Genomic DNA, 22,786 nt, shown 5'->3' with positions numbered 1-22,786 from the left:
CCGGCTCACCGGCCGGTCGCGAGGTCAAGCGCAGCTCGTCGAACACTCCTGCAGACGTTCTCCCTCGACAACGTCCTCGACAGCGTCCGATCCCGACTTCCGGGAAGGGGTCAACGTGTCTTCCAGATAGCGGGGCTTGCAGGCGTGATACCCACCGGCCAGCAGTGCAATCAGCGGGACCAGGAGAAATCCGAACGACAGTTCCCACCGTCCGGTGGCGTTGTAGAGGATTCCGAAGATCAGTGGTCCTGGGCTGGCCAACAGATAGCCCATGCCCTGGGTGAAACCGGACAGCGCCGCGGAGCCGCTTTCGGTGCGCGACCGCAGATTGATGAGGGTGATCGCGGCCGGGAAGGTGCTTGGGCCGAGTCCGAGAAATATCGCCCAGACGATGGGCGCGGTCAGCGGAGCCCACAGCAATCCCGCGAAACCGACGAGAAAGCACAACGCAGAAGCGGCGACAATGGGGAACGGGTTGGCAGCCCTAGCGCACAGCCTGGGCGTGACCAGCGTTGCAAGGAACCCGACGCCGGAGAAGGTCGCAACCATGGCGCCTCCGAGCGCTTCGCTGCCTCCGGCAGATGTCACGATCACGGGAAGCCAGGCAAACATCGCATAGGTGATCAGCGACGTCATGCTGAACATGAAGGTCAGGCCCCAGGAGATCGGCGAGCGCCAGATCGGCCCGATCTTTTTTCCCGTCCGGGCAGCGTGATCGGTGCCATTGGTGCGGCGGCGGACGAGGACGAGTATCCACGGTAGAACTGCGACCGCGGGAATGAGCGCCCAGATTGCGAGCGAGGCCCGCCATCCATAGGACTCGGCCAGTGGCACCGCGGCCACGGCCGGCATGATGGTGCCCAGCTGTAGGCAGGCGAGGTAGATCGCGCTCATCAAGGCGACGCGATCGTTGAAGTACTTCTTGACCAGCGGCGGGACCACAATGTTTGCGATGCCCATGCCGACGAGGGCAAGCGTGGTGAACGCCATCAGCTCGGACGTGTCGGACGCCATCGAGCGGCCGGCAGTCCCCGCCGCTGTGGCCAAGACACTGAGCAGCGCCAGACGTTCCGGGCCGAACCGGCGGCTCAGGGGCGCGGCGAACCCGGCCAAGGCGAACATGGCGGTGGGGAGCATCCCGAAGACGCCGATGACGGTACCGCCGAAGCCCATCGTGTCTGCGACCCTCGCCAGCAGGGGCGCCATCGAGGTGACGGCGGACCGTATGGTGAAGGCGGACAGTGCGATCGCCAGCAAGACCGTCACCCTGCTGGCAAACAACGACCGGCTGGCGGTTGGGTCGTGGATCACCGGTGCCGCCACAGCAGTCATCGGAATTCCCCCAATCCAGTGTTGGACAACGGTAGGAATCATAGGATGAATGGATGTATTGGGCAAACTGCCTATGCTGGTGGCATGCAGACAGTGCGCCGCCGGACACTCATCGCCCAGGTAAGCGATCAGCTGCGCGATGAGATCACGTCAGGGCGCTGGAAAGTCGGTGATCGCATTCCCACCGAACCCGAACTCTGCGAGATGACCGGAACCGCCCGCAACACGGTGCGCGAAGCCGTGCAGGCCCTGGTGCACGTGGGAATACTCGAGCGACGACAAGGGTCGGGCACCTACGTCATTGCCGACGTAGAACAAGGCAGCGCCCTCGCCGAATATTTCGCGGCCGCCCGCGAACGTGATCTCTGGGAACTGCGCGAGGCGGTAGAGGTCACCGCCGCCGTCCTGTCCGCGCGCCGGCGTGATGCCGCCGACATCGAGGACCTTCGGGCCCTGCTCGCCCGGCGCAACGAACTGTGGAGCCGAGAGCCGGCAAACGACAAAGAACGCACCGAGATGACTTCGGCCGACACGGCGTTGCACCGCGCCATCGTCGCGGCCAGCCACAACGAGATATATCTACAGTTCTATGACCTGCTGTTGCCAACCATCCATCGGGCGGTGGAAGCGGGCCCGGTGGGGACATGCACCTCATACGAGCGCGAACACACCGAGCTGGTCGAGGCCATCATCGCCGGTGACCCACAGCGCGCAGAGGCGGCGGCACAGGTGTTCATCGCGCGACTGCGCGCCTAAATCCGGCGGCAGCCCGGATCCGGTCGTGTGCGCCCACCGCATCGCGGGGGCGAGCGTGGCGGTCGAACTAGCGCGCGAATCCATCCGACGGCGTGTCCGGCAGGTCAGATATCCAGCTCGGCGATCAGTGCGTCTACCACCGCCCGCAAGTCTCCGTCGTGTTCCTCGGCCAACCGCCGCTGGCGCTGGTAAGAGGCGCCGACTCGCGGGATCTCTGCGACCGCGGCCAGCTCGTCCGCGCAACTCAACGACCGCGCAACCGGTTCCAACCGCGTCAGCACATCGTCGAGGTCGTCGGTAACCAGCCGTTCGTTGCTTTCGGCGTCCAAGATGATCACCGCGTCCAGGCCGTAGCGCGCGGCGCGCCACTTGTTCTCCTGGACGTGCCAGGGCGGCATCGTCGGCAGCGTCTCACCGGCATCAAGCCGGCGATCCAGGTCCACCACGAGACAATGCATCAAGGCCACCAGTGCACCGAGCTCGCGCAGATTGGAAACACCGTCACAGATCCGCAGCTCGATGGTGCCCAGGTGCGGCGAAGGCCTTATATCCCAACGTATTTCGTTGATGTGATCGATGATGCCGGTTTTCTTCTGGTCATACACGAAGCCTTCGAACTCCGACCAGGTCTGGAACTGGAACGGCAGCCCGGCGGTAGGCAACTGCTGAAACATCATCGCCCGGTTGCTGGCGTAACCGGTGTCTTCGCCACCCCACCAGGGCGAGGAGGCGGACAGCGCCAACAGGTGGGGGTAGTAGTTGAGCAGCGCAGAGATGATCGGCATCACCTTGTTCGCCGAGGAGACGCCGACGTGGACATGGACGCCCCAGATCAGCATCTGGCGGCCCCACCACTGGGTGCGCTTGATCAGCTCGGCGTAACGCGGTGCGTCGGTGAGCTTCTGGGTGGACCATTGCGCGAACGGATGGGTGCCCGCACAGAACAGCTCCATGCCACGGGCATGCACGATCCGGCGGGCCGGGCCCAGGGTGGTGCGCAGATCCTCGATCGCCTCGCCGGCAGAGCCGCACACACCGCTGACCACCTCGACGGTGTTGCGCAGCAGCTCCTTGTGCACCCGGGGGTTTTCACCGATCTCGGCGATGACCGCCGTGGCTTCATTGCTCAGATCCCGGGTCTCGGCGTCGACCAGGGCGAACTCCCACTCCACTCCTACGGTCGGCCGCGGCGAACGCGCGAAATCTATCCGGTTTGCGGTCCGACCCGCCGACGAGCTAGCCGGAGCCGATGACACCGCACGCCACCCGCTTACCGGCATCACCGGTGGCGAGCGTGGTCTGATCGGGACCCGCGGTCCCGTTCGTCTGGTTATAGCGATCCGCCGGAATGTTCGCGAAGTTGTCGGCGCCGGCGTGAATGATGATCGCGGTTTTCTGCCCGCTCGTCAGGTCATCCATGGTGAATGCATCGGTCGTGGTCACCAGCGTCCCGCTGCCGTCACTACGCACCTGCAGCGACGTCAGGTCACCACTGGACTGCCCGGGCACGGGGCGCCCGGACACCTGCAAGTGTCCTCCCGCAGACAGAAAGTCACCCACCGGGCCGCCGGTCGGACCGGCCGAATTGGCCTCGCACTTGCCCACCTTGTGGATGTGCACTCCATGAAAGCCAGGGGCCAGGTAGCCGGTGCCGGTAGTCACGATGGTGACGGTGGCGAATCCGTCCGCGAAATCGAACTTGGCCGTAGCAACCTCGGTGCCATCCGGTGCCCGCAGCTGAGTCGCCAGACCCTCCGATTCGGACGCCCCCTCGCGGTGCTCGTTGGTGCCGGCCGGCGCGGGTGAACCGGTCCACACCGAGGGTGTGGTGCCCGGAACCGTCGACGCATGTTGAGGCGACGAACACCCGCTCAACAACGCGACACAAGCGGTCGCGGACAGAGCGGACATGGTGACAGCTGCGACATTGCGATGACCGGCTGGCTTAGGCATAGCGAGAGCCTAACCTGGCGACCCTCGAGTCATCGAGCGGGCCGAAACGACCCGGGCTGGTGTCGCGCCGGCTCACTCCGTGACCAGGACAATGACGCCGGGGGCTGGTCGGAAATTTCGGCTATCCGCCGTTCGACGGGCACGCCCAGCTTCTCACCCACCGCTTCGGCGGTGGTCTGTTCGCCTTCGGCATCGCCGAAATAGACGGTGGTGACCGGCACGTCCGATACCGAAAGATTGGTGACCTCAGTCACATTGAAGCCGGCCTCTTTGAGTTGGTCGGCGGTGCGCCCAGCGACACCCTCGAGACCAGAGATGTTGTAGACCCGCACCTCCGCCTGGGGGGCAGCGGGTTTGGCACTCGTCGAGGTCGGCGACTTCGTGGCGCTGGACGACGTCGGCATCGTGGTTAGCGACGATGAGTCATCCACCGCCTTCCCGGACGAGTCCAGGGCCTGCCAACCCAGCAGCAAGAAGATGACGCCCAGGAACAGCAGCACCATCACCATGGCCCGCAGAGGAAGCCCCGAAGAGTCGGGTACGCGCTCGTTCATCGAGCCCACTGTAGCCAGGAGAGGCCCAGAACTTGAAAAAGCACGGACAAAACCGGGACCAGTGTCAGGTCACCTCGAAGCCGAGCCGCCGGGCGGCCCGCGCCTTCTGACGGCTGGCCCGCAGCCGGCGCAACCGCTTCACCAGCATCGGATCCGCCGCCAGCGCCTCCGGCCGATCAACCAGCGCATTGAGCACCTGGTAGTAGCGCGTCGCCGACATCGAGAACAACTCCTTGATGGCGTCTTCCTTGACACCCGCGAACTTCCACCACTGGCGTTCGAACGCCAGGATGTCATGTTCCCGACGGGTCAAACCGTCGGCAATTTCAGAGTCGTCCCCCGCTCGATTTGCCCGCGCCATAGCGCCGTCCATATCGCTTCCCCTGGACCCTTCCGGCGAATGCTTATTTGCTTTATTTGCTCGAATGACTTGACCTACAAAGGGGCATGTTCCGACGTATTCAACCACGCCGGGAACTGTTGCCCCGTAACCGCGACCCGCGAGTCGGCAGATTGGGCGGATTGCCTCCGACCCGGCGTCGCGCCCAACCACCCGACTCCTCCGCCGCCGAGCGGCGGGCGTCGTCACCGGGCCCAGTCGCCCCGCATAAGCTAGCCGACCATGGCAGTGGTTCCTATTCGGATCGTGGGCGATCCAGTCCTGCACACTCCGACTTCTCCCGTCCCGGTCGGAGCCGACGGTTCGCTACCTGCCGATCTGCCCGAGTTGATCGCCACCATGTACGAGACCATGGATGCCGCGCACGGCGTCGGCTTGGCCGCCAACCAGATCGGATACGGCCTGCGGTTGTTTGTCTATGACTGTGCCGACGATCGCGGAAAGGCCGCGCACCGCCGGGGCGTGGTCATCAACCCGGTGCTCGAGACGTCCGAGATCCCCGAGAACATGCCCGACCCGGACAACGACGACGAAGGGTGCCTGTCGGTTCCCGGCGAGTCGTTTCCTACCGGCCGCGCCACCTGGGCCCGCGTTACCGGGCTCGATGCCGAGGGGAACCCCGTCGAGCTCGAAGGCTCCGGCCTGTTCGCGCGCATGCTGCAGCACGAAACCGGGCACCTCGACGGCTATCTATACCTGGACTGCCTCATCGGCCGGCATGCCCGCAGCGCAAAGCGTGCGGTCAAGTCACACGGCTGGGGGGTTCCCGGCCTGTCGTGGTTGCCGGGCGAGGGGCCCGATCCGTTCGGTCACTGATGACGGCGCCGTGGCCGGACCTCGGAACGCGAGTCACGATTCGCTACCGCCGACCGGCCGGGTCCGTCCCGCCCCTGACCGATGCGGTGGGACATCTGCTCGCGATTGCCCCGACGGTGCGCGTGCAAACGAAGACCGGAGCGATCGCCGAGTTCGCGCCGGCCGACGTGGTGGCACTGCGGGTGCTCACCGATGCGCCCATCCGCACCGCCGAGATCAGGGCCCTCGAACATGCGGCGGCCGCGGCGTGGCCCGGCACCGACCGGAGCTGGCTGGACGGCTGGCTGCTACGCGCCTGCCACGGAGCCCCGCTATACGCTAATTCGGCGGTCCCGCTGGACATTTCGGCCCGCCCCGACTCGATACCCGCGATCCTCGACTGGTACACGCAGCGCGGCCGCACGCCGCGGCTGGCCATTCCCGACCGGCTCATGCCGGATCCGGCCGGCCTGACCGGTGAGCACACCGAACGTGTCCTGGTCGGCGAGGTCGCGACCCGCCAAGCCGACCCGTCGATCACGGTGTCGCCCCGGCCCGACGATGTGTGGCGAGGCCACTGCGACCGCGAGATCGCCGAGCATGCCCTCACCGCGGTCATCGACGGCGAGCTTGCATTCGGTTCCGGCCCGCAAGCGGTGGTCGCACGCGCGGCGGTAACCGACGCACCGGACGGCACCCGCTGGGTTGGGGTGTCGGCCGCCTGCACCATCGATGACCAGTCCCCGACCGGTCCGGCCGCCCTGCTCTACACGGCATTGCTGGCCTGGGGCGCCGGCCGAGGTGCGACCCGTGGCTACACCTGCGTGCCCGGCACCGCCACGCCCGGCTGGGCCGAGTCGCTGGGGTTGCGGCCGCACCATCGTCGTCGCTATCTGCGGACACCCGCTAGCCTCTAGCCATGCCCGATGGCACCCTGCGGCTTGCCACCTGGAACGTGAACTCCATTCGCACCCGCCTACCCCGCGTCCTGGACTGGCTGGAGCGCGCCGACGTCGATGTCCTGGCCATTCAAGAGACCAAGTGTTCGGACACCCAGTTTCCGGCGCTGCCGCTGTTCGAACTCGGCTACGAGGTCGCCCACGTTGGTTTCAATCAATGGAACGGCGTGGCCATCGCTTCGCGCGTCGGCATCGACGACGTCCAGATCGGCTTCGATGGCCAGCCCGCCTGGAGCGGCAAGCCAGAGGTCGCCGCGGCCGCCGAAGCTCGCGCGGTGGGCGCAACCTGTGGCGGCGTTCGGGTGTGGAGCCTGTACGTGCCGAACGGCCGCGCGCTGGAGGATCCGCACTACACATACAAGTTGGATTGGCTTGCTGCGCTGCGGGATACGGCCCAATGTTGGCTGAAAAACGATCCCGGCGCGCCGATAGCGCTGGCCGGCGACTTCAACATCGCCCCCACCGATGAGGACGTCTGGAGCACCGAGTTCTTCACCGGGGCCACCCACGTCTCCGAGCCAGAACGCAAGGCGTTCAACGCCATTGTCGATGCACAGTTCACCGATCTGGTACGGCCTTTCACCCCGGGGCCGGGTGTCTACACCTACTGGGACTACACGCAGCTGCGGTTCCCCAAAAAGCAGGGAATGCGCATCGATTTCATCCTGGGCTCGCCGGCATTGGCCGGCCGCGTGGTCGACGCGCAGATCGTTCGGGACGAGCGCAAAGGCAAAGCCCCCAGCGACCACGCACCGGTTTTCGTCGACCTGCGCCCCGGCCCAGCCGCCTAGCCACTGGACACTCCCTAACAATGTTCGTTGTCTGCGCGTTTGTAACGTGGCAGGCTTCTAATAGATGCATGCTGAAGACAGCGCTGTCGATGTTGTGCAGCATGGGACGCAGCGATAGATCGGTGAGAAGTCAGGGAGCAATTATGGGAGTCGTCGGCGGAGCAGTCCGCAACGTTGGTCAAACGGTGAATCGGGCCGCGACGGCGACCACGGCGGCCGCGGGTGCGGTGGGCGGCGCGGCGGTCAACGGCGTCGTCGGTGGCGTCAAGGGAGCCGTCGAAGGCATCCAGCGCGGGCTCAGCACCGGCAGCAAGTCGACACCGGCCGCCGCCTTGGCCATGGGCGCGCTGGGAGTCGCGGGCATCGTGGAATGGCCGATCCTGCTCGCCGTCGGCGGCAGCGCGCTGCTGTTGCGCCGGATGAGTCAGCGGCCCGAGGCCTCCGCACCAGCGGCAAAGGCGAAACTCGCGCCGGTACCCGACCAGGAGGAGCCGGCCAAGGCCGCCCCGCAAAAGGCGCCGGCCAAGACCGCGGCCAAGAAGTCAACCGGCCGTCGAGCGGGCGCCGCCGAACTGCGCAGCACCAATTGATGGCGGCGCTGAGCACCCATTGAGCATTGCTACATCCATAAAAGGGGCTCTGCCGCTGCGCGCGCTCGCCACGGGCATCCAGGCAACCAGCGCGATGGCCACCGCGTCGGTGATGACCACCGCAGCCGTCGCCGCAACCCTGGGCAGGACGACCGGTTCGGTAACCAAGGCGTGTTTGGAGTTCGGTGCCGCGCCGCTACGCGAGGGCGCCAAGGCGCTCTCCGGTGAGCTGTCCCCCGAGACACTCACCCGGCACTGCTGGCGCGGTGCGGGCCGCGCCTGGATCGAGGTTCGCGGCCTCAATGACACACCCGACGGTGAACTCGCACGCATGGTGCGCGAGGCCATGCGCACCCACCCGGGCATCGCGTCGGTTCGGATCAACTACCCGCTGTCGCGGGTTGTCGTGGACATCGATGCGGCTACCTCGTTGCCGCAGCTGTGCCGCCTAGTCGAAGACACCGAAAAGCGTTATCGCGCAACGCAAGACACTTACCGGCCAACGCCCGCTATCAGCCTGCCGGGCGACAGCGTGGTACTGGTGAACCGGGCCGTGACCGTCGCCACCAACGCCGCCGGGCTCGGGCTGGCACTCACCGGCCGGGCGCTGCGCTGGCCGCGGGTGCCGATCACCTTGCTGGCCGGCGTGGTGGCGGTCGACTACCAGCCCCGGCTGCGCAGCCTGCTCGAGGACCGCATCGGCGGGCCGGCGACGGACACGGTCATGACATTGGCCGTAGCCGCGGCAGAAACGCTCACCCAGGCACCGGCATCGTTGTCGGTGGGGCTGGCGATGCAAACCCTCAAAACCGCCGAAGCCCGGGCGGGGGCACTGGCCTGGCAGCACCACGAACCGGAGTTGGCCCAGTACGCGGAGCAACCGGCGACCAGCGCGCCCTACACCGCGCCCCGGCCGGCACCGGCGCGTGCCGCCGAACGAAATGCCGATCGCTTTGCGCACATTCAGACGATCAGCGCGGCGCTGGTCGGGCTGGCCACCCGCAACATGGACATGGCGGCGACCGCCGCGCTGGTGGCGACCCCGAAGGCCAGCCGAACCACCCCGGAGGCGTTTGCCGCTGCGCTTGGTCAGGGTCTGGCACAGCGGCACGGGGTCTTGCCCATGCGGCCGGATTGCCTGCGCCGCCTCGACGAGGTCGACGCGGTCGTCATCGACCCGCGAGTGCTGTGCACCAACAAGCTACGGGTCGCCCGGATTCGCGGCGCGGATGAGGACCAACTGTCGGCGGCGTGGAACCGGGCCCAGTTGCTGCTGGAGCGCGACGATCTGAGCCCGGGGTGGCATGCGGTCCCGGAAAATCCGGATAGCACCGGGGTTTTCGAAGCCGAAGCACTCTTTTTGCCCGCGCATGATCCGCTCGCCTCGGCCGTGGTCGCCGAGGCGCATCGCACCGGAGCGGATCTGGTGTCGGTCGATGACGACTCGCTGGGCGAGCTGCGGCCGGCATTCGACGACATCCGGCCGCTGCGACACGGATCCATCGATGACGCCCTGACCGACGCGGTGGTCGCACTCAGGCAGGCGGGGCGCACCGTTGCGCTGTTGTCGTCGCAGAGCCGCGCCATTTCGTTGGCCGACGTGGCACTTGGTGTACTGCCGCGGACCGCCGACGCCGTCCCACCCTGGTACGCCGATGTGCTGCTGCCCGATCTTGGTGCCGCATGGCGGATCATGCATGCGATTCCTGCCGCCAAGGCGGCACGCCGGCGGGGTATCGAAATATCCGGTGGCGCATCGGCTTTGGGTGCCCTACTGATGGTGCCGGGCGTTCGCGGACTCGGCCCGGGACCGGTGACCACCGGCGCGGGCGCCGGACTGCTGTCGGGGTATCTGCTGGCGCGAAAGGTTGTCGGCGCGCGCCCGCCTCGACCCGCCGCGTTCCACGAATGGCATGCCATGTCCGTTGAGCAGGTCCAGAAACTGTTGCCGCCAACCGACACCTCGCCTCAACCGGGCGCACCCCATTCGACGTTGGCGACCCGCGCCCTCAGCAGCGGCGCGCACGCGGCAAAGCGTGGCGCACAACTCGGCGCCGAGCCCATGCAGGCGATCGGACAGTTCCTCGGCGCGGTCCGCGCAGAACTTTCCGACCCACTGACACCGATGCTGGCTCTGGGCGCAACGGCGAGCGCGGTATTGGGCTCACCCGTTGACGCGGTGATGGTCGGGTCGGTGCTGACCGGTAACTCGATACTGGCCGCAACGCAGCGACTCCGCGCCGAGAGCCGGCTCAACCGCCTACTGGCGCTGCAAATTCCGCCCGCGCGAAAGGTGGTCACCGGCCAGGACGGACAGCCTGGCTACGTCGACGTCGTCGCCGAACAACTGCGGCCCGGCGACGTTATCGAGGTCCGGACCCACGAGGTGGTTCCCGCCGACGCCCGGGTGATCGACGAGACCGATGTCGAAGTCGACGAGTCCGCGCTCACCGGCGAATCGCTGTCGGTGACCAAACAGGTCGAGCCCACACCCGGAGCCGATCTGGCGGACCGTAGCTGCATGCTCTATGCCGGCACCACCGTGGTAGCCGGGACCGCAGTTGCGGTGGTGACCGCGGTCGGGGCGGACACCCAGGAGCGGCGGGCCGCCGACCTGGTGTCCGGCGACCTGTCCAACGTCGGTCTGCAACACCAGCTCAGCCAGCTCACCAACCGGGCCTGGCCGGTCAGCATGACCGGCGGCGCCGTGGTCACCGGACTCGGTCTGCTGCGTCGCCAAGGCCTGCGCCAAGCGGTGGCCAGCGGCATTGCCGTCACCGTGGCCGCGGTGCCCGAAGGCATGCCGCTGGTGGCGACTTTGGCGCAACAAGCCTCGGCGCGCCGGCTCACCCACTTCGGCGCCCTGGTCCGCATCCCGCGATCGGTGGAGGCCCTCGGTCGCGTCGACATGGTTTGCTTCGACAAGACCGGAACGCTCAGCGAGAACCGGCTGCGCGTGGCGCAAGTACATCCCGGCCCCGGCTTTTCGGATCACGATGTACTGCGCTGCGCGGTCCATGCCGCGCCGGCCACCAACGGTGGACCGCAGGTACACGCCACCGATGTCGCGATCGTGGCAGCGGCGCCACCGGAATTGGCCGCCGAACTCGACCGGTCCGACGCTCACCTGCCATTCCGCTCCGGCAGGTCGTTTTCCGCCTCGGTGTCAGACACCGAACTGAGCATCAAAGGCGCCCCGGAGGTGGTGTTGGCCGCCTGCGGAGCCAACGGCCCGAGCATTGACCGCCAGGTCGCTGAACTGGCCGCCGACGGGCTGCGGGTGATCGCGGTGGCGCGGCGCGAGCTGAGCCCACAGCAGGCCCGGACCGTTGTCGACGACCCGGACGCCATCGCTGACTTCTGCCACGACGGCTTGGCCCTGGTGGGCTTTCTAGGGCTGTCCGACACGCCGCGCCCCACGGCAGCGGGTCTGCTCGCCGAGTTGAGCGGACACGGGCTGGACGTGCGGCTGATCACCGGTGATCACCCCATCACCGCCGCGGCCATCGCCGAAGAGCTGGGCCTGCGGGTGAGCGCCAAACAGATCATCAGCGGCGCGCAGTGGGATGCCCTGTCGCGCAAGGACCAGGAGCGTGCGGTCGCCGAGCGCGTGATCTTTGCCCGGATGACACCCGAGAACAAGGTGCAGATCGTGCAGACGCTAGAGCGTGTCGGGCGGGTCTGCGCGATGGTCGGCGACGGCTCCAACGACGCCGCCGCGATCAGGGCGGCCACCGTGGGCATCGGTGTCGTCGCGCATGGCAGTGACCCCGCCAGCGTGGCCGCCGACACGGTGTTGCTCGACGGTCGCATCGAATCACTGCTCCCGTCGATCCTGGAAGGGCGTGAACTGTGGCAGCGGGTGCAGGCGGCCGTTTCAGTGTTGTTGGGCGGCAACGCCGGTGAAGTGGCATTCGCCATCATCGGCAGCGCCATCACGGGAACCTCGCCGTTGAACACCCGGCAACTGCTGCTGGTGAACATGCTCACCGATGCGCTACCCGCCGCGGCGCTGGCGGTCAGCAAGCCGCGCGGCCAGACCGACCCCAACGCGCGCGGACCGGATCAGCAGGCGCTGTGGCGAGCGGTCGGCGTTCGCGGCACCACCACCGCTGCGGCGGCCACCGCCGCCTGGATGGTGGCCGGGGTGACCGGATTGCCGCGTCGGGCATCCACGGTGGGATTGGTCGCCCTGGTGAGCGCGCAGCTGGGCCAAACCCTGCTGGACTCACACGACTGGCTGGTGGTCCTCACCGCGCTGGGCTCACTGGCCGCGATGGGTACCCTGATCAGTATTCCTATCGTCAGCCAACTGCTCGGTTGTACCCCGCTCGACCTGGTCGGGTGGGCGCAGGCCCTGGGAGCCGCCGCTGCTGCGACCGCCGCGATGGCCGTTGTGGACCGTGTTCTGGATGGTCGTGCTCAGCAGCCGGATCCTCCAGCCCCTCCTGCACCCAACACGAGCACGTCACCGACACCCGAACCCGCGACGGCTCCCGCTGGACGATCTCCACGAGCCCGACGCGCCACAACAGCGCATAAATCTCCCGCAACGGCACAGTCAGCACCGCAGCAAACGACGAAACTAGCGGATCGGCCAGGGCGTCGGTCCTCGACATACTTCAGACGGTGACCGCACGACCCTGCTCGGCGGCAAACCCTTCGTTACTGGAAGGCAAATGATGGTGGAAAAGCAGGCGCGCAGAGCGGTTTCACAGCGCGATGCGGTGAAGAAAATCAGGGAAGGCGAGACTTTCGTGGTGAATCTGCCATTCGTCGGCCAGGTTGAGGTCCCCCGGCCTGAGCAGCTGGCCTACTACGGCGGTCTGGCCGCACTGGCCGCACTCGAACTCATCGAATGGCCGGTAGCGGTGGTCATCGCCGCCGGTCACGTCATGGCGAGCAATCACCACAACCGGCTCCTCGAGGAGCTCGGCGAGGCGATGGAGGAGGCCTAGCTAGTTCACGGCCAGAGTTCACGGCCAGTTCACGGCCAGTCCACGGTGGCGGCGTCGAACTGCAACACGACTCGTGTGCCCTGCGGGGTACGGACGGTTTCGACCTGGTTCGCGAGCCCGCTCATCAGCGTGAGACCGCGCCCGCGCCGCTGGCTGCGCAGGCTGGCCGACGAGTCTCCGGTCCACCGGCCCTGGTCACTGACGGTGACCGCAATCGCATCCTGATCCAGGAATGCCTCGACGGACACCGTCTTGCCGGCGTCACAGCCGCTGCCGTGCTCGATCGCATTGGTGACCGCCTCGCCCGTCGCGAGCAGGATGGCACCCTTGCGCACGGGTTCGACCCCGATCGCGGTCAGCCACTGCGCCATCCGCCGGCGCGCCACCGGGATCTCGGCCGGGACGGCGGTCAACACGGTGGCGAAGCTGCGCGGACCGGCATGGCTGGGACGCAGCGCCAGCACCACGACATCATCGCGGTAGCCCTCGGCCGGGCACATCCGGTGCAGGAGTTCGGCGCACACCGCCGCCACCGGCATGGCGGAGCAGTCCGCCGCCGCATCCGCCAGCCGGGCAAAGCCGTCGTCGAGAGTCTCCCCGCCCGCTCCATCAACCCGTCGGTATAGAAGATGATCAAACTTCCCGCGGGCAGGTCCGCACGCGCGGTGACGTCGGTCGAGTCGGTCCCACGGGTGGCCACCGGCGGACGCCGTCCCGACTTGAGGAAGACCGGGCTGGCATTCGGGGAGACCACCAACGGATACGGATGTCCCGCGCAGATGTAGCTCATGGCGCCGGCACCCGCCGGTGTGGTGTCGATCAGGGCGTAGGCGACCGTGGCGCAGCTGGCGCCGGGAACGGTTGCCGCATATTTGTCCAGCGCTCCCAGAACATCGGCGGGTTCGGCGGTGTTCAGCGCGGAGGCGGCCACGGCGGCACGAAGTCTGCTCATCACGATCGCCGCGGCCAGGCCGTGACCGACGACGTCACCAACGGATATCGCGATCCTGCCCGGATGCGCCAGCGGCGTCACCGAATACCAGTCACCACCCACGCGCATCGCTTCGCCGGCCGGTTGGTACACCGCCGATACCACCGCGCTGGTCGATCCCCGGTCCAGGTCCAGGAGATGCTCCTGGAAGTCGACGGCAATGCGATGTTCGCGGGTCATGACGCGCACCCGATCCAGTGCGATCTGGGTAATCTCGGCGGTCCGGGTGAACATCTCGAGTTCGGACGCGTCGAATTGTCGCGGAGTGGGCCACAGCAGGGTCAGCACCCCGATGACACGTCCGTCGGCGTTGCGCAGCGGTTGGGCGACACAGGCCCGAACAATTTCGGCGGTGTCCTGCACCGCGTGCTGATAGCGCGGGGGCAGGTCCAGCGTGTCGGTGATCAGCATCGGCTCGCCGCGGTGAATGACGTCGGTTCCCACCAGCGGGCTGTCCAGCCTGGCCACGTGGTAGCGATCGCGCAATTCCGCGGGGATTGCGCCGGCATACTCGAACCGGACATAGTCCCCGTCGACAACTCCGATTGCCGCCGCGGCCGCGTCACCCGACGCCAGGCGGTAGTGCAGGACGGCCGCGAGGATTCCGGCCACCGAGTCGGTGGCCTGTAGGGCGGCGTCGAGCTGCATGAGCCTGACGGCGAGTCCCTGACGGGTGCGCTCGCGGGCAACGGCGGCCAGCCGCGAGGTCACCCGCTCCACCAGCTCCTGGGAACGGAAGGGCTTCAACAGATAATCGTCGGCGCCACCGGCGAAGCCATCGCTGACGGCCTCCGCTCCGGCCCTGGCCGACAGCATCAGGACTGGCGTGGCCGCCAGCACCGGATCCGCGCGGATGGCGGCGATGAACTCGAAACCGTCCAGACCGGGCATCATCACATCGGTCACCACCAGGTCGGGGTGCAGGCTGCGGGTTGCGTTGAGCGCGGACTCACCATCGGCGACCAGAACGGTCTCCCAATGCGGCGATAGCACTCGATGCAGATGGGCCCGCATGTCCGCGTTGTCGTCGGCGATCAGCACCAGCTGGCGGGGCTGTTCCGGTGCCGCCTGTACCTGCGCGGGCGATGAGACCAACCACTGGCTGGCCTCCTCCACGTACGGGTTGGTCTCATCAAGCAAGGCGGCCGGCGACTGGTCGGCGGCCGCACCGGTCGGCGACCTCGGCAGCCGGATGGTGACCGCGGTGCCGCGCCCCGGTTCGCTGTCGATGTGCACGGTTCCGCGTTGCAGCTCAACCAGACCGCGTACCAGGGACAGCCCGATCCCGCTGCCCTCGGCACTGCGGTCGCCGGCATTCTCGGCGCGATAGAACCGCTCGAACAGACGCTGCAGGTCGGCTGGCGCAATCCCGGTTCCGTTGTCGCGCACCACGAGTCGGCAGTGCGCGGCCTCGCTGCGCACCTCGACGGCGATCGATCCTTTCATTGTGTATTTGACCGCGTTGGACAGCAGATTGAGCACGATGGTTTCCCACATGCCCGGATCGACATCGGCCAGCGCTGGCGCGCAGTCGAGTGCAAGGTCGAGCCCGGCGCGGGCGCAGAGTTCGGTGAACGACGACGCGATATGCGACGTCAGCGTGCCCACGTCGGTGCACACCAGCCGCGCGGTTGCGCGACCGGCTTCGATCCGCGAGAACGCCAGCAGCGAGTCGACCATCCGTTGCAAACGCCGCGCATTGCGTCGTGCGGTATCGAGCCGATCGGCCAAGACGGTGTCGCCGCCGGCGTCGGCGAGCGCATCCTCGACCGTACCGAGCAACAGGGTTAGCGGAGTGCGGAACTCGTGGCTGACGTTGGTCAAAAACGCGGTCTTGGCGCGATCGAGCTCCGCTAGCGCATCGGCTCGCTGCCGTTGCCGTTCGTAGGAGACCACCGATGCCAGCGCCGCCGACAGCTGATCGAAGAGCAGCTGGCAGAAGCCCCGATACAGCGCATCCAATGGGCGCCGCGGGCTGATGCCGATCACCACCGCCCCGGGGGTCGAGCCCTCACTCAACGGCAACACCAGCGCCTGGGTCGGGCAGTCGTCGGTGAAAACCTCGCAGATGCCGGGAATCACCCGGGCAAGCTCACCGACCACATGCGCCGACTCCCGTGACCGCGAAGCCATGTCCCAGTCCGTCAGCTCGGCCAGCAGCTGGGGCAAGACGGGCAACACCGACGGTGTGGCTCCCCGCAGCGTGATCCGATGCTGGCCGGCGCCGGCATCGGCACCGTCGGCGGCCACATACACCGCGATGAACGGAAGGTCCGCGGGCTGCGCGGCACACGCGGTGACGGCCGCACCGATCGCGTCGTCGATGGTGTGGGTCTCCAGCACGGCCGACGCCACCGCATTGAGCAGATGCAGACGCCGATCGCTCAACACCCGTTGCGTCGTTTCGATGACCGCGCAGAAGATGGCCGGGACGGCCCCGCCACTGATGATCGGGCTGTAGGTGAAGGTGAAGTAGCGCTCTTGCGGAACGCCTGCCGTCATCAACAGCAGCATCAGATCGGTCGACCAGGTGGCCTTGCCGGTCGCAACGACGCCGGCGAGCATCGGCCCGATCGCCGTCCAAATCTCGGGCCACACCGCCTTCCCGGCACTGCCCAGCGCCGCCGGGTGCTTGTCGCCCAAGATCTGGGCATAGGCGTCGTTGTACATCAGGAACAGGTCGGTCGGGCTCAGCCACAACACGATGGGAAACCGCGAAGTCAGGGTCATCGCCACCGCCGCACGCACTTCGGGTGCCCAGTCCCCGGGCGGGCCCAACCGATGGTGTGCCCAGTCGAACTCGGCGAAGCGGCGCCCCATCTCGCCGCCCAGCGCGATCGCGGCCTGCAGGTCCTCGGGCAACGGTTGCCTATTGGGCGTCCCCGGGGCCGCAGCGTTGGCGCTCATCGTGGCCGCTCGACATCCTCGAGATCGTGCTCACCGGGTTTGCCGGGCCGCAATGCCCCGGCCAGCGTCGGGTAAATCTCGAAGATGCGATCCAGCTCGGTAACTTGGATCGGCGCAAGCACCTGCCCGTGGTCGGCCACCAGCCGCACCGATGTGCCCGCCGCCATCCCCTGTTCATGACACTCCAGCACCGCGTTCAATCCCGCGCTACCGAAGAAGGTCACCGGCTGCAGATCGATGACGACCAGGCGCGCAGGGTGGGTCGCCGCCAATTGCATGGCAGCCGCCAGATGGACGACGAGCTGCTCGACGGTGCTCGAATCGACATCACCCTTGGCCCGCACCACGACGGTGTCCTGGCGAACCTCATGCTCGACCGCCAGCAGGTCCATGGCCTTCACCGCCCGCGAATGTGTCAAACGTTAGGCGGCTGAGACAGGGAGCCCGATCCACCGTCTGCACCGTCCAGGATTAGCTAGAGCCTAACCCGATCCCCACCGCGCGGTCTGCAACCCGCGACGATCAGCTCGCGGACTCGGCGGGAATACGCTCGTGCACCGTTAAGAGCAAGTGGTCGAACTGGCTTTGCACCAACGCCGACACCGGCGGCAAGGACGCGACTTCGGCGACCACTTGTTTGGCCAGCGCACGAAGCTTGGTGTTTGTCTCCTGCGACCGCCACTGCAGCACCCGGAAGGCCTGCTCGGCGCTGACCCGGTAGACGGCCATCAGCACACCTTTGGCTTGCTCGATCGCGGCGCGGTTCTCGAACAGGTCGGGCAGCGCCTCGTCAAGCACCTCCTGACGCGTTTCGTCGAAGGTGTTGGTGAGGTCGATGTAATAGCCGGATGTTCCCTGGACCACGCCGGATTCGTTCACCATGCGGTCAGCCACCACGATTGCGTCGTGCACCACGCCCGCCGTGTCGACAAAGCGATGGCGACTGGAAAACGACTCCCCCGACCGCAACGCATAGTCCAGCAAGTCCTGGACGTGGGCACGATCGTCGGGATGCTTATGCGACAACAACAGTTTCGTCGTCGGCACCACGGCGCCGGGCTCATATCCGTGCATCCTGGCCACCTCGTCGGACCACTCCCAGCGCTGGCCGATGAACCAGAAACGGAAACTGCCGATGCTCAGATGGTTATCGACCGCCCCCGATATCGGGGTGGCAAACGAGGGCGTACCGCGGTCAGGGCGTTCCTCGCCGGTGTGGGCGGTCTGCTGCACGTCTGAAATCATCGCACCCGACCCGCCTGGCAGCCACCACGATCCAAGACGCACCTGCACACCGGTGCCGCACTGCGCTAGCGTGGAGGCCGACCCAATTAACGCACGCGGGAGCGCACACCAACTGCGCTGAGAGGACGGCTGGAGGCCGTCGACCGTAGGAACCTGACCGGATAATGCCGGCGTAGGGAGATGACAGGGAGATGACAATGACCGTTACTGTTGAGCCGTCCATCACGACTGGCCCCATCGCGGGCAGCAGCAAGGCCTATCGCGAGGTGGCCGGCCCCGACGGGGTTACGCTGCGCGTCCCGTTGCGGCGGGTACACCTGTCCACCGGCGCCGACTTCGACTTGTACGACACCTCCGGGCCGTACACGGACCCGAATGCCGTGATCGACCTTGCCGTCGGCCTGCCGGCCCGGCCGGGGCTGGTCCGCGACCGTGGCACCCAGTTGCAGCGCGCCCGCGCCGGCGAAATCACCGCCGAGATGGCCTTCATCGCCGCCCGTGAGGGCATGTCCGCCGAGCTGGTGCGCGACGAGGTGGCCCTCGGCCGTGCGGTGATCCCGGCCAACCACAACCACCCCGAGAGTGAGCCGATGGTGATCGGCAAGGCCTTCGCGGTGAAGGTCAACGCGAACATCGGCAACTCCGCGGTGACGTCCTCGATCGCCGAGGAGGTCGACAAGATGGTGTGGGCCACCCGCTGGGGGGCCGACACCATCATGGACCTGTCCACCGGCAAGAACATTCACGAGACGCGGGAATGGATCCTGCGCAACTCGCCGGTGCCGGTTGGCACGGTGCCCATCTATCAGGCGCTGGAGAAGGTCAAGGGCGACCCGACCGAGTTGACCTGGGAGCTCTACCGCGACACCGTGATCGAGCAGTGCGAGCAGGGTGTGGACTACATGACCGTGCACGCCGGGGTGCTGCTGCGCTACGTGCCGCTGACCGCCAAGCGGGTCACCGGAATTGTTTCGCGCGGCGGGTCGATCATGGCGGCGTGGTGCCTGGCGCACCACCGGGAATCGTTCCTGTACAACAACTTCGAGGAACTCTGCGACATTCTCGCGCGCTACGACGTGACCTTCTCGCTTGGTGACGGGCTGCGGCCGGGCTCCATCGCCGACGCCAACGACGCCGCGCAGTTCGCCGAGTTGCGCACCCTGGGCGAGCTGACCAAGATCGCCAAAGCCCATGGGGTGCAGGTGATGATCGAGGGCCCCGGGCACGTTCCGATGCACAAGATCGTCGAGAACGTGCGGCTGGAAGAAGAGCTGTGCGAGGAGGCTCCCTTCTATACGCTGGGCCCGCTGGCCACCGATATCGCCCCGGCATACGACCACATCACGTCGGCGATCGGCGCAGCGATCATCGCGCAGGCCGGCACCGCGATGCTCTGCTACGTCACTCCCAAGGAACACCTCGGACTGCCCGACCGCAAAGACGTCAAGGACGGGGTCATCGCCTACAAGATCGCCGCGCACGCCGGCGACCTGGCCAAGGGCCACCCGCATGCGCAGGAGCGCGACAACGCCTTGTCACAGGCGCGTTTCGAGTTCCGGTGGAACGATCAGTTCGCGCTGTCGCTGGATCCCGACACGGCGCGCGAGTACCACGACGAGACACTGCCGGCCGAGCCCGCTAAGACCGCCCACTTCTGCTCGATGTGCGGGCCGAAGTTCTGCTCCATGCGCATCACCCAGGATGTCCGCGACTACGCGGCCAAGCACGGGCTGGACAGTGAGGAAGCCATTGAGGCGGCCCTGGAAGCGGGGATGGCGGAGAAGTCAGCCGAGTTCGCCGACCACGGCAACCGGGTGTACCTGCCGATCACCCAGTGAGTTGGTTGCCGTTGGCGCCGCCCGGGGCGACGCCGTTGCGTGCGCTGACCATCGCCGGCTCTGATTCCGGTGGCGGTGCCGGCATCCAGGCCGACATGCGGACCATGGCACTGCTGGGCGTCCACGCCTGCGTTGCGGTGACCGCGGTGACCGTGCAGAACACGCTGGGCGTCAAAGGTTTTCACGAAACACCCGAGGACGTGGTGGCCGGCCAGATCACCGCGGTGGTCGAGGATATCGGCATCCAGGCAGCCAAGACGGGGATGCTGGCCTCGCCCCGCATCATCGATGCGGTCGCGGCCACCTGGCGTCAGCTCGAAGTGGCGGTTCCGCTCGTCGTGGACCCGGTCTGCGCATCCATGCACGGCGACGCGCTGTTGGCCGCGTCCGGGCTGGAATCGCTTCGGGAACAACTGTTTCCGCTGGCCACCTTGGTGACACCGAACCTCGATGAGGTGCGCCTGCTGGTCGGCATCGACGTGATCGACACCCAGTCGCAGCACGCGGCCGCGCGGGCCTTGCACGGGCTGGGCCCGCGGTGGGTACTGGTCAAGGGCGGACACCTGCGATCCTCGACGCGCAGTTGCGACCTACTCTATGACGGCACCGACTTCTTCGAGTTCGACGCGCCGCGAGTGGCCACCGGCAACGACCACGGCGGTGGCGACACCCTGGCGGCCGCGACCGCGTGCGCACTGGCACACGGGTTCACCGTGCCCGACGCGGTCAGCTTTGCAAAAAAGTGGGTGACCGAGTGCATTCGCGCCGCCTATCCGCTGGGCCGCGGCCATGGCCCGGTCTCACCCCTGTTCAGGCTGTCATGAACCTCGATCAGATCGCCGGTATCGCACACGAACCCGTGACCGGCCCCGGCCAGCCACCAAACGGCATAGTCATACTCACCCACGGCGCCGGAGGAAACCGGGATTCACTACTGCTGCAACAGGTTTGCGATGCATGGGCACAACGCGGCTGGCTTGCGGTCAGATACAACCTGCCCTACCGGCGCCGGCGCCCCAAGGGGCCGCCATCGGGGTCAGCGGCCACCGACCGGGCCGGCATCGTCGAAGCGATCGAGTTGTGCCGCGGCCTGGCCGAGGGCCCGTTGATCGCCGGCGGGCACTCCTATGGCGGTCGGCAGACATCCATGGTGGTGGCCGCCGCACAGGCCCCGGTGGATGTGCTGACGCTGTTCTCCTACCCCGTCCATCCGCCCGGCAAGCCGGAGCGGGCCCGCACCGAACACCTGCCGGACATCACCGTGCCCACCGTCTTCACCCACGGCACGTCGGATCCGTTCGGCACGCCCGCCGAGGTCCGCGCCGCCGCGGCGCTGATCGCCGCACCTACCGAGGTCGTCGAGATCACCGGCGCGCGACATGACCTGGGTTCGAAGACCCTCGACGTCGCCGGCCTGGCGGTGGCGGCGGCGCTGCGTCTGCTTGGGCCGGCGTAGGGCCAAACAAGGTGAGCTCCATCAGCTCCCGCACACATGCTTGCACGTAGGCGGACTGTCCCGCCGAGTCTTGCGGGTCAACCATCCGGCCCAAGTCGACCACCAACGCCATGGCGGCATGCACCAGGAAGCGCGCCCGCGTCGCCGACAGCGACGGGCGCACCGAAGTCAGCAGCCGCACCCACGAATCGATGGTCGACAGCTGAATATTGTGCAGCAGCATCTGGTCGGCAGGTGTCAGGTTGGCCCGCTCGGTGTAGTAGACGGCCGCCAGTTCCGGGTTGGCGAACGACGTCGCCACATAGGCGTCGATCAGCAGCGTCAAAGCCTGGCGCGGTTCGGTGAGCGCGCCCACGATCGGCGAGAGCTGGACGGACACCCGATCGGCCGCCCGGCGCAGTCCGGTCGCCAAGATCTCGCACTTTCCGGAGAAATACCGATAGATCCCCGACACCGGCACCCCCGCCGCCGACGCGATCTGCGCCATGCTGGTCTGGGCGTAGCCACGGTCTTTGAACAAGACCATCGAGGCGTGCAGCAACGTTTCATAGACGCTGGCATCCTCGGCGAAGATCCGCCAACTGGCTTTGCGCACCGCGACGTCTCCTGGCTCCGGAAGCTCGGCGCAGACAATCGCCGACGCCGCCTCGCCCAGCAATGCCCGGATCTCGTCGGCCGCCAGCCGCGCCGGATGATAGACAATGCTGCCGATCACGCTCAGCACGCCCGCCGACAGCATCCACCGCTGGGCGGGCCGCAATGACGGACGAATCACCGTGAGCGGCTTTTGGATTCTGCGGTTGACCACCTTGAGCACATCGGCCACCGCGGCCTGATCCTCGGCCCGCAGATACCGGGACTGCCAGCGGTACAAGCCTCCGGACAGGCGGTTGTCCAGCGTCACCTCGATCAGCGACGCGATCAACCGGTCCAGCAGCTGCGCCGGATCGTCGGAGTCATCCAGTTGCGTGCAGTCGACCAGTTGTTGACTCAGCGCCAGCACGGCACCGCGGAACAGCTCGTACTTGCCGGCGTAGTGCCGGTACAGCGCCGGCGCCGAGACGCCGACCTTGGCCGCGATGGTCTCCATGCTCACCGCGTGATAGCCCTGCGCGCTGAACGACTCAGCTGCCGCACGGGCGATCTGCGCCTTGCGGTCCTTGGGCCGCCGGCGAATACCGTCTGCGGCCGCGCCGGGCGAGACGCTGGCAGCGGACATTACCTCACCATAACCCGAATCCGTCCCGGCCAAACCCTCCAA

20 protein-coding genes and 1 riboswitch are annotated in these 22,786 nt (G+C 67.2%); of the genes, 10 read left to right on the top strand and 10 right to left on the bottom strand.

Going from position 1 to position 22,786, the window contains the following annotated elements; genetic code table 11:
• Nucleotides 1-24: 24 nt before the first annotated feature.
• Nucleotides 25-1,332: an MFS transporter gene (locus tag CKW46_RS06085; RefSeq protein ID WP_015354413.1), complete on the bottom strand. Its 1,308-nt coding sequence runs from the start codon at nucleotides 1,330-1,332 to the stop codon at nucleotides 25-27.
• Nucleotides 1,333-1,416: 84 nt separating this feature from the next.
• Between CKW46_RS06085 and CKW46_RS06080 the strand changes: the two genes are divergently transcribed.
• Nucleotides 1,417-2,088 carry a FadR/GntR family transcriptional regulator gene (locus CKW46_RS06080; RefSeq protein ID WP_174524089.1) on the top strand — a complete coding sequence of 224 codons (672 nt, stop codon included), beginning with the start codon at nucleotides 1,417-1,419 and terminating at the stop codon, nucleotides 2,086-2,088.
• 104 nt (nucleotides 2,089-2,192) lie between these two features.
• On the opposite strand, the gene CKW46_RS06075 is transcribed toward CKW46_RS06080, so the two are convergent.
• The 4 genes from CKW46_RS06075 to napA form a co-directional block, all read right to left on the bottom strand.
• Nucleotides 2,193-3,368, bottom strand: coding sequence for a glutamate--cysteine ligase (locus tag CKW46_RS06075; RefSeq protein ID WP_117436254.1), 1,176 nt, complete (start codon nucleotides 3,366-3,368; stop codon nucleotides 2,193-2,195).
• Nucleotides 3,325-4,041, bottom strand: a complete 717-nt coding sequence (gene sodC / locus CKW46_RS06070) for a superoxide dismutase[Cu-Zn] (RefSeq protein ID WP_012392695.1) — start codon at nucleotides 4,039-4,041, stop codon at nucleotides 3,325-3,327. The genes CKW46_RS06075 and sodC overlap by 44 nt, the downstream gene beginning before the upstream one ends.
• 29 nt (nucleotides 4,042-4,070) lie before the next feature.
• A complete protein-coding gene (locus CKW46_RS06065) occupies nucleotides 4,071-4,595 on the bottom strand; it encodes a LytR C-terminal domain-containing protein (RefSeq protein WP_499018927.1) in 525 nt (174 codons plus the stop codon).
• A 64-nt stretch (nucleotides 4,596-4,659) separates the two neighbouring features.
• Entirely contained in the window at nucleotides 4,660-4,968 is a 309-nt protein-coding gene (napA, locus tag CKW46_RS06060; protein WP_012392693.1) for a nucleoid-associated protein NapA, read from the bottom strand.
• Nucleotides 4,969-5,217: 249 nt separating this feature from the next.
• Between napA and CKW46_RS06055 the strand changes: the two genes are divergently transcribed.
• The 6 genes from CKW46_RS06055 (at nucleotide 5,218) to CKW46_RS06030 (ending at nucleotide 13,088) form a co-directional block, all read left to right on the top strand.
• Nucleotides 5,218-5,811, top strand: coding sequence for a peptide deformylase (locus tag CKW46_RS06055; RefSeq protein ID WP_012392692.1), 594 nt, complete (start codon nucleotides 5,218-5,220; stop codon nucleotides 5,809-5,811).
• A complete protein-coding gene (locus CKW46_RS06050; protein ID WP_117436255.1) occupies nucleotides 5,811-6,707 on the top strand; it encodes an N-acetylglutamate synthase, CG3035 family in 897 nt (298 codons plus the stop codon). The genes CKW46_RS06055 and CKW46_RS06050 overlap by 1 nt, the downstream gene beginning before the upstream one ends.
• A 17-nt stretch (nucleotides 6,708-6,724) precedes the next feature.
• Complete coding sequence (locus CKW46_RS06045; protein WP_180338787.1) at nucleotides 6,725-7,540, top strand: exodeoxyribonuclease III; 816 nt, start codon at nucleotides 6,725-6,727, stop codon at nucleotides 7,538-7,540.
• A 143-nt stretch (nucleotides 7,541-7,683) separates the two neighbouring features.
• Nucleotides 7,684-8,130: a hypothetical protein gene (locus CKW46_RS06040; RefSeq protein WP_117436256.1), complete on the top strand. Its 447-nt coding sequence runs from the start codon at nucleotides 7,684-7,686 to the stop codon at nucleotides 8,128-8,130.
• 49 nt (nucleotides 8,131-8,179) lie between these two features.
• Nucleotides 8,180-12,763 carry a cation-translocating P-type ATPase gene (locus CKW46_RS06035; RefSeq protein WP_252872416.1) on the top strand — a complete coding sequence of 1,528 codons (4,584 nt, stop codon included), beginning with the start codon at nucleotides 8,180-8,182 and terminating at the stop codon, nucleotides 12,761-12,763.
• A 49-nt stretch (nucleotides 12,764-12,812) separates the two neighbouring features.
• Nucleotides 12,813-13,088 carry a hypothetical protein gene (locus tag CKW46_RS06030; protein ID WP_020731710.1) on the top strand — a complete coding sequence of 92 codons (276 nt, stop codon included), beginning with the start codon at nucleotides 12,813-12,815 and terminating at the stop codon, nucleotides 13,086-13,088.
• Nucleotides 13,089-13,117: 29 nt separating this feature from the next.
• Here CKW46_RS06030 and CKW46_RS06025 read toward each other — a convergent pair whose 3' ends face one another.
• From CKW46_RS06025 to CKW46_RS06010, 4 genes are all read right to left on the bottom strand, one after another.
• Nucleotides 13,118-13,555: an ATP-binding protein gene (locus tag CKW46_RS06025; RefSeq protein ID WP_238559512.1), complete on the bottom strand. Its 438-nt coding sequence runs from the start codon at nucleotides 13,553-13,555 to the stop codon at nucleotides 13,118-13,120.
• Nucleotides 13,498-16,986 (bottom strand): ATP-binding protein, encoded by a 3,489-nt coding sequence (locus CKW46_RS06020; protein ID WP_252872413.1) that lies wholly within the window; start codon nucleotides 16,984-16,986, stop codon nucleotides 13,498-13,500. The genes CKW46_RS06025 and CKW46_RS06020 overlap by 58 nt, the downstream gene beginning before the upstream one ends.
• Nucleotides 16,983-17,378, bottom strand: a complete 396-nt coding sequence (locus CKW46_RS06015) for an STAS domain-containing protein (protein WP_015354407.1) — start codon at nucleotides 17,376-17,378, stop codon at nucleotides 16,983-16,985. The genes CKW46_RS06020 and CKW46_RS06015 overlap by 4 nt, the downstream gene beginning before the upstream one ends.
• Nucleotides 17,379-17,508: 130 nt before the next feature.
• Nucleotides 17,509-18,231: a PAS and ANTAR domain-containing protein gene (locus CKW46_RS06010; protein WP_015354406.1), complete on the bottom strand. Its 723-nt coding sequence runs from the start codon at nucleotides 18,229-18,231 to the stop codon at nucleotides 17,509-17,511.
• 85 nt (nucleotides 18,232-18,316) lie between these two features.
• A riboswitch (TPP riboswitch) is annotated at nucleotides 18,317-18,428 on the top strand.
• Between CKW46_RS06010 and thiC the strand changes: the two genes are divergently transcribed.
• Genes thiC through CKW46_RS05995 form a run of 3 tightly spaced genes read left to right on the top strand, consistent with a single transcriptional unit; the run spans nucleotide 18,429 to nucleotide 21,525 of the window.
• Entirely contained in the window at nucleotides 18,429-20,069 is a 1,641-nt protein-coding gene (gene thiC / locus CKW46_RS06005) for a phosphomethylpyrimidine synthase ThiC (protein ID WP_117436257.1), read from the top strand.
• The gene (gene thiD / locus CKW46_RS06000) at nucleotides 20,066-20,893 is read left to right on the top strand and encodes a bifunctional hydroxymethylpyrimidine kinase/phosphomethylpyrimidine kinase (protein WP_012392683.1); all 828 of its coding nucleotides are present in this window, start codon (nucleotides 20,066-20,068) and stop codon (nucleotides 20,891-20,893) included. Before thiC ends, thiD begins: the two co-directional genes overlap by 4 nt.
• Nucleotides 20,890-21,525: an alpha/beta hydrolase family protein gene (locus tag CKW46_RS05995; protein WP_012392682.1), complete on the top strand. Its 636-nt coding sequence runs from the start codon at nucleotides 20,890-20,892 to the stop codon at nucleotides 21,523-21,525. Before thiD ends, CKW46_RS05995 begins: the two co-directional genes overlap by 4 nt.
• On the opposite strand, the gene CKW46_RS05990 is transcribed toward CKW46_RS05995, so the two are convergent.
• A complete protein-coding gene (locus tag CKW46_RS05990; RefSeq protein WP_117436258.1) occupies nucleotides 21,434-22,744 on the bottom strand; it encodes a TetR/AcrR family transcriptional regulator in 1,311 nt (436 codons plus the stop codon). The two genes, CKW46_RS05995 and CKW46_RS05990, sit on opposite strands and share 92 nt — an antisense overlap.
• Nucleotides 22,745-22,786: the final 42 nt, after the last annotated feature.

Source organism: Mycobacterium liflandii, from assembly GCF_022354805.1.
Classification (GTDB): Bacteria; Actinomycetota; Actinomycetes; order Mycobacteriales; family Mycobacteriaceae; genus Mycobacterium; species Mycobacterium marinum.
Note: the sequence above shows the minus strand (reverse complement) of the source record. Positions and strands in the feature narration are given on the sequence as shown.

What these genes read in the sequence shown, in the direction of transcription:
- CKW46_RS06080 (WP_174524089.1), top strand. Translation starts at nt 1,417, where the DNA reads ATGCAGACAGTGCGCCGCCGGACACTCATCGCCCAGGTAAGCGATCAG.
- CKW46_RS06010 (WP_015354406.1), bottom strand. Translation starts at nt 18,231, where the DNA reads ATGATTTCAGACGTGCAGCAGACCGCCCACACCGGCGAGGAACGCCCT.
- CKW46_RS06055 (WP_012392692.1), top strand. Translation starts at nt 5,218, where the DNA reads ATGGCAGTGGTTCCTATTCGGATCGTGGGCGATCCAGTCCTGCACACT.
- CKW46_RS06030 (WP_020731710.1), top strand. Translation starts at nt 12,813, where the DNA reads ATGGTGGAAAAGCAGGCGCGCAGAGCGGTTTCACAGCGCGATGCGGTG.
- CKW46_RS05990 (WP_117436258.1), bottom strand. Translation starts at nt 22,744, where the DNA reads ATGTCCGCTGCCAGCGTCTCGCCCGGCGCGGCCGCAGACGGTATTCGC.
- thiC (WP_117436257.1), top strand. Translation starts at nt 18,429, where the DNA reads ATGACCGTTACTGTTGAGCCGTCCATCACGACTGGCCCCATCGCGGGC.
- CKW46_RS06065 (WP_499018927.1), bottom strand. Translation starts at nt 4,595, where the DNA reads ATGAACGAGCGCGTACCCGACTCTTCGGGGCTTCCTCTGCGGGCCATG.
- sodC (WP_012392695.1), bottom strand. Translation starts at nt 4,041, where the DNA reads ATGCCTAAGCCAGCCGGTCATCGCAATGTCGCAGCTGTCACCATGTCC.
- CKW46_RS06020 (WP_252872413.1), bottom strand. Translation starts at nt 16,986, where the DNA reads ATGAGCGCCAACGCTGCGGCCCCGGGGACGCCCAATAGGCAACCGTTG.
- CKW46_RS06040 (WP_117436256.1), top strand. Translation starts at nt 7,684, where the DNA reads ATGGGAGTCGTCGGCGGAGCAGTCCGCAACGTTGGTCAAACGGTGAAT.
- CKW46_RS06050 (WP_117436255.1), top strand. Translation starts at nt 5,811, where the DNA reads ATGACGGCGCCGTGGCCGGACCTCGGAACGCGAGTCACGATTCGCTAC.
- CKW46_RS05995 (WP_012392682.1), top strand. Translation starts at nt 20,890, where the DNA reads ATGAACCTCGATCAGATCGCCGGTATCGCACACGAACCCGTGACCGGC.
- CKW46_RS06085 (WP_015354413.1), bottom strand. Translation starts at nt 1,332, where the DNA reads ATGACTGCTGTGGCGGCACCGGTGATCCACGACCCAACCGCCAGCCGG.
- CKW46_RS06015 (WP_015354407.1), bottom strand. Translation starts at nt 17,378, where the DNA reads ATGGACCTGCTGGCGGTCGAGCATGAGGTTCGCCAGGACACCGTCGTG.
- CKW46_RS06075 (WP_117436254.1), bottom strand. Translation starts at nt 3,368, where the DNA reads ATGCCGGTAAGCGGGTGGCGTGCGGTGTCATCGGCTCCGGCTAGCTCG.
- napA (WP_012392693.1), bottom strand. Translation starts at nt 4,968, where the DNA reads ATGGACGGCGCTATGGCGCGGGCAAATCGAGCGGGGGACGACTCTGAA.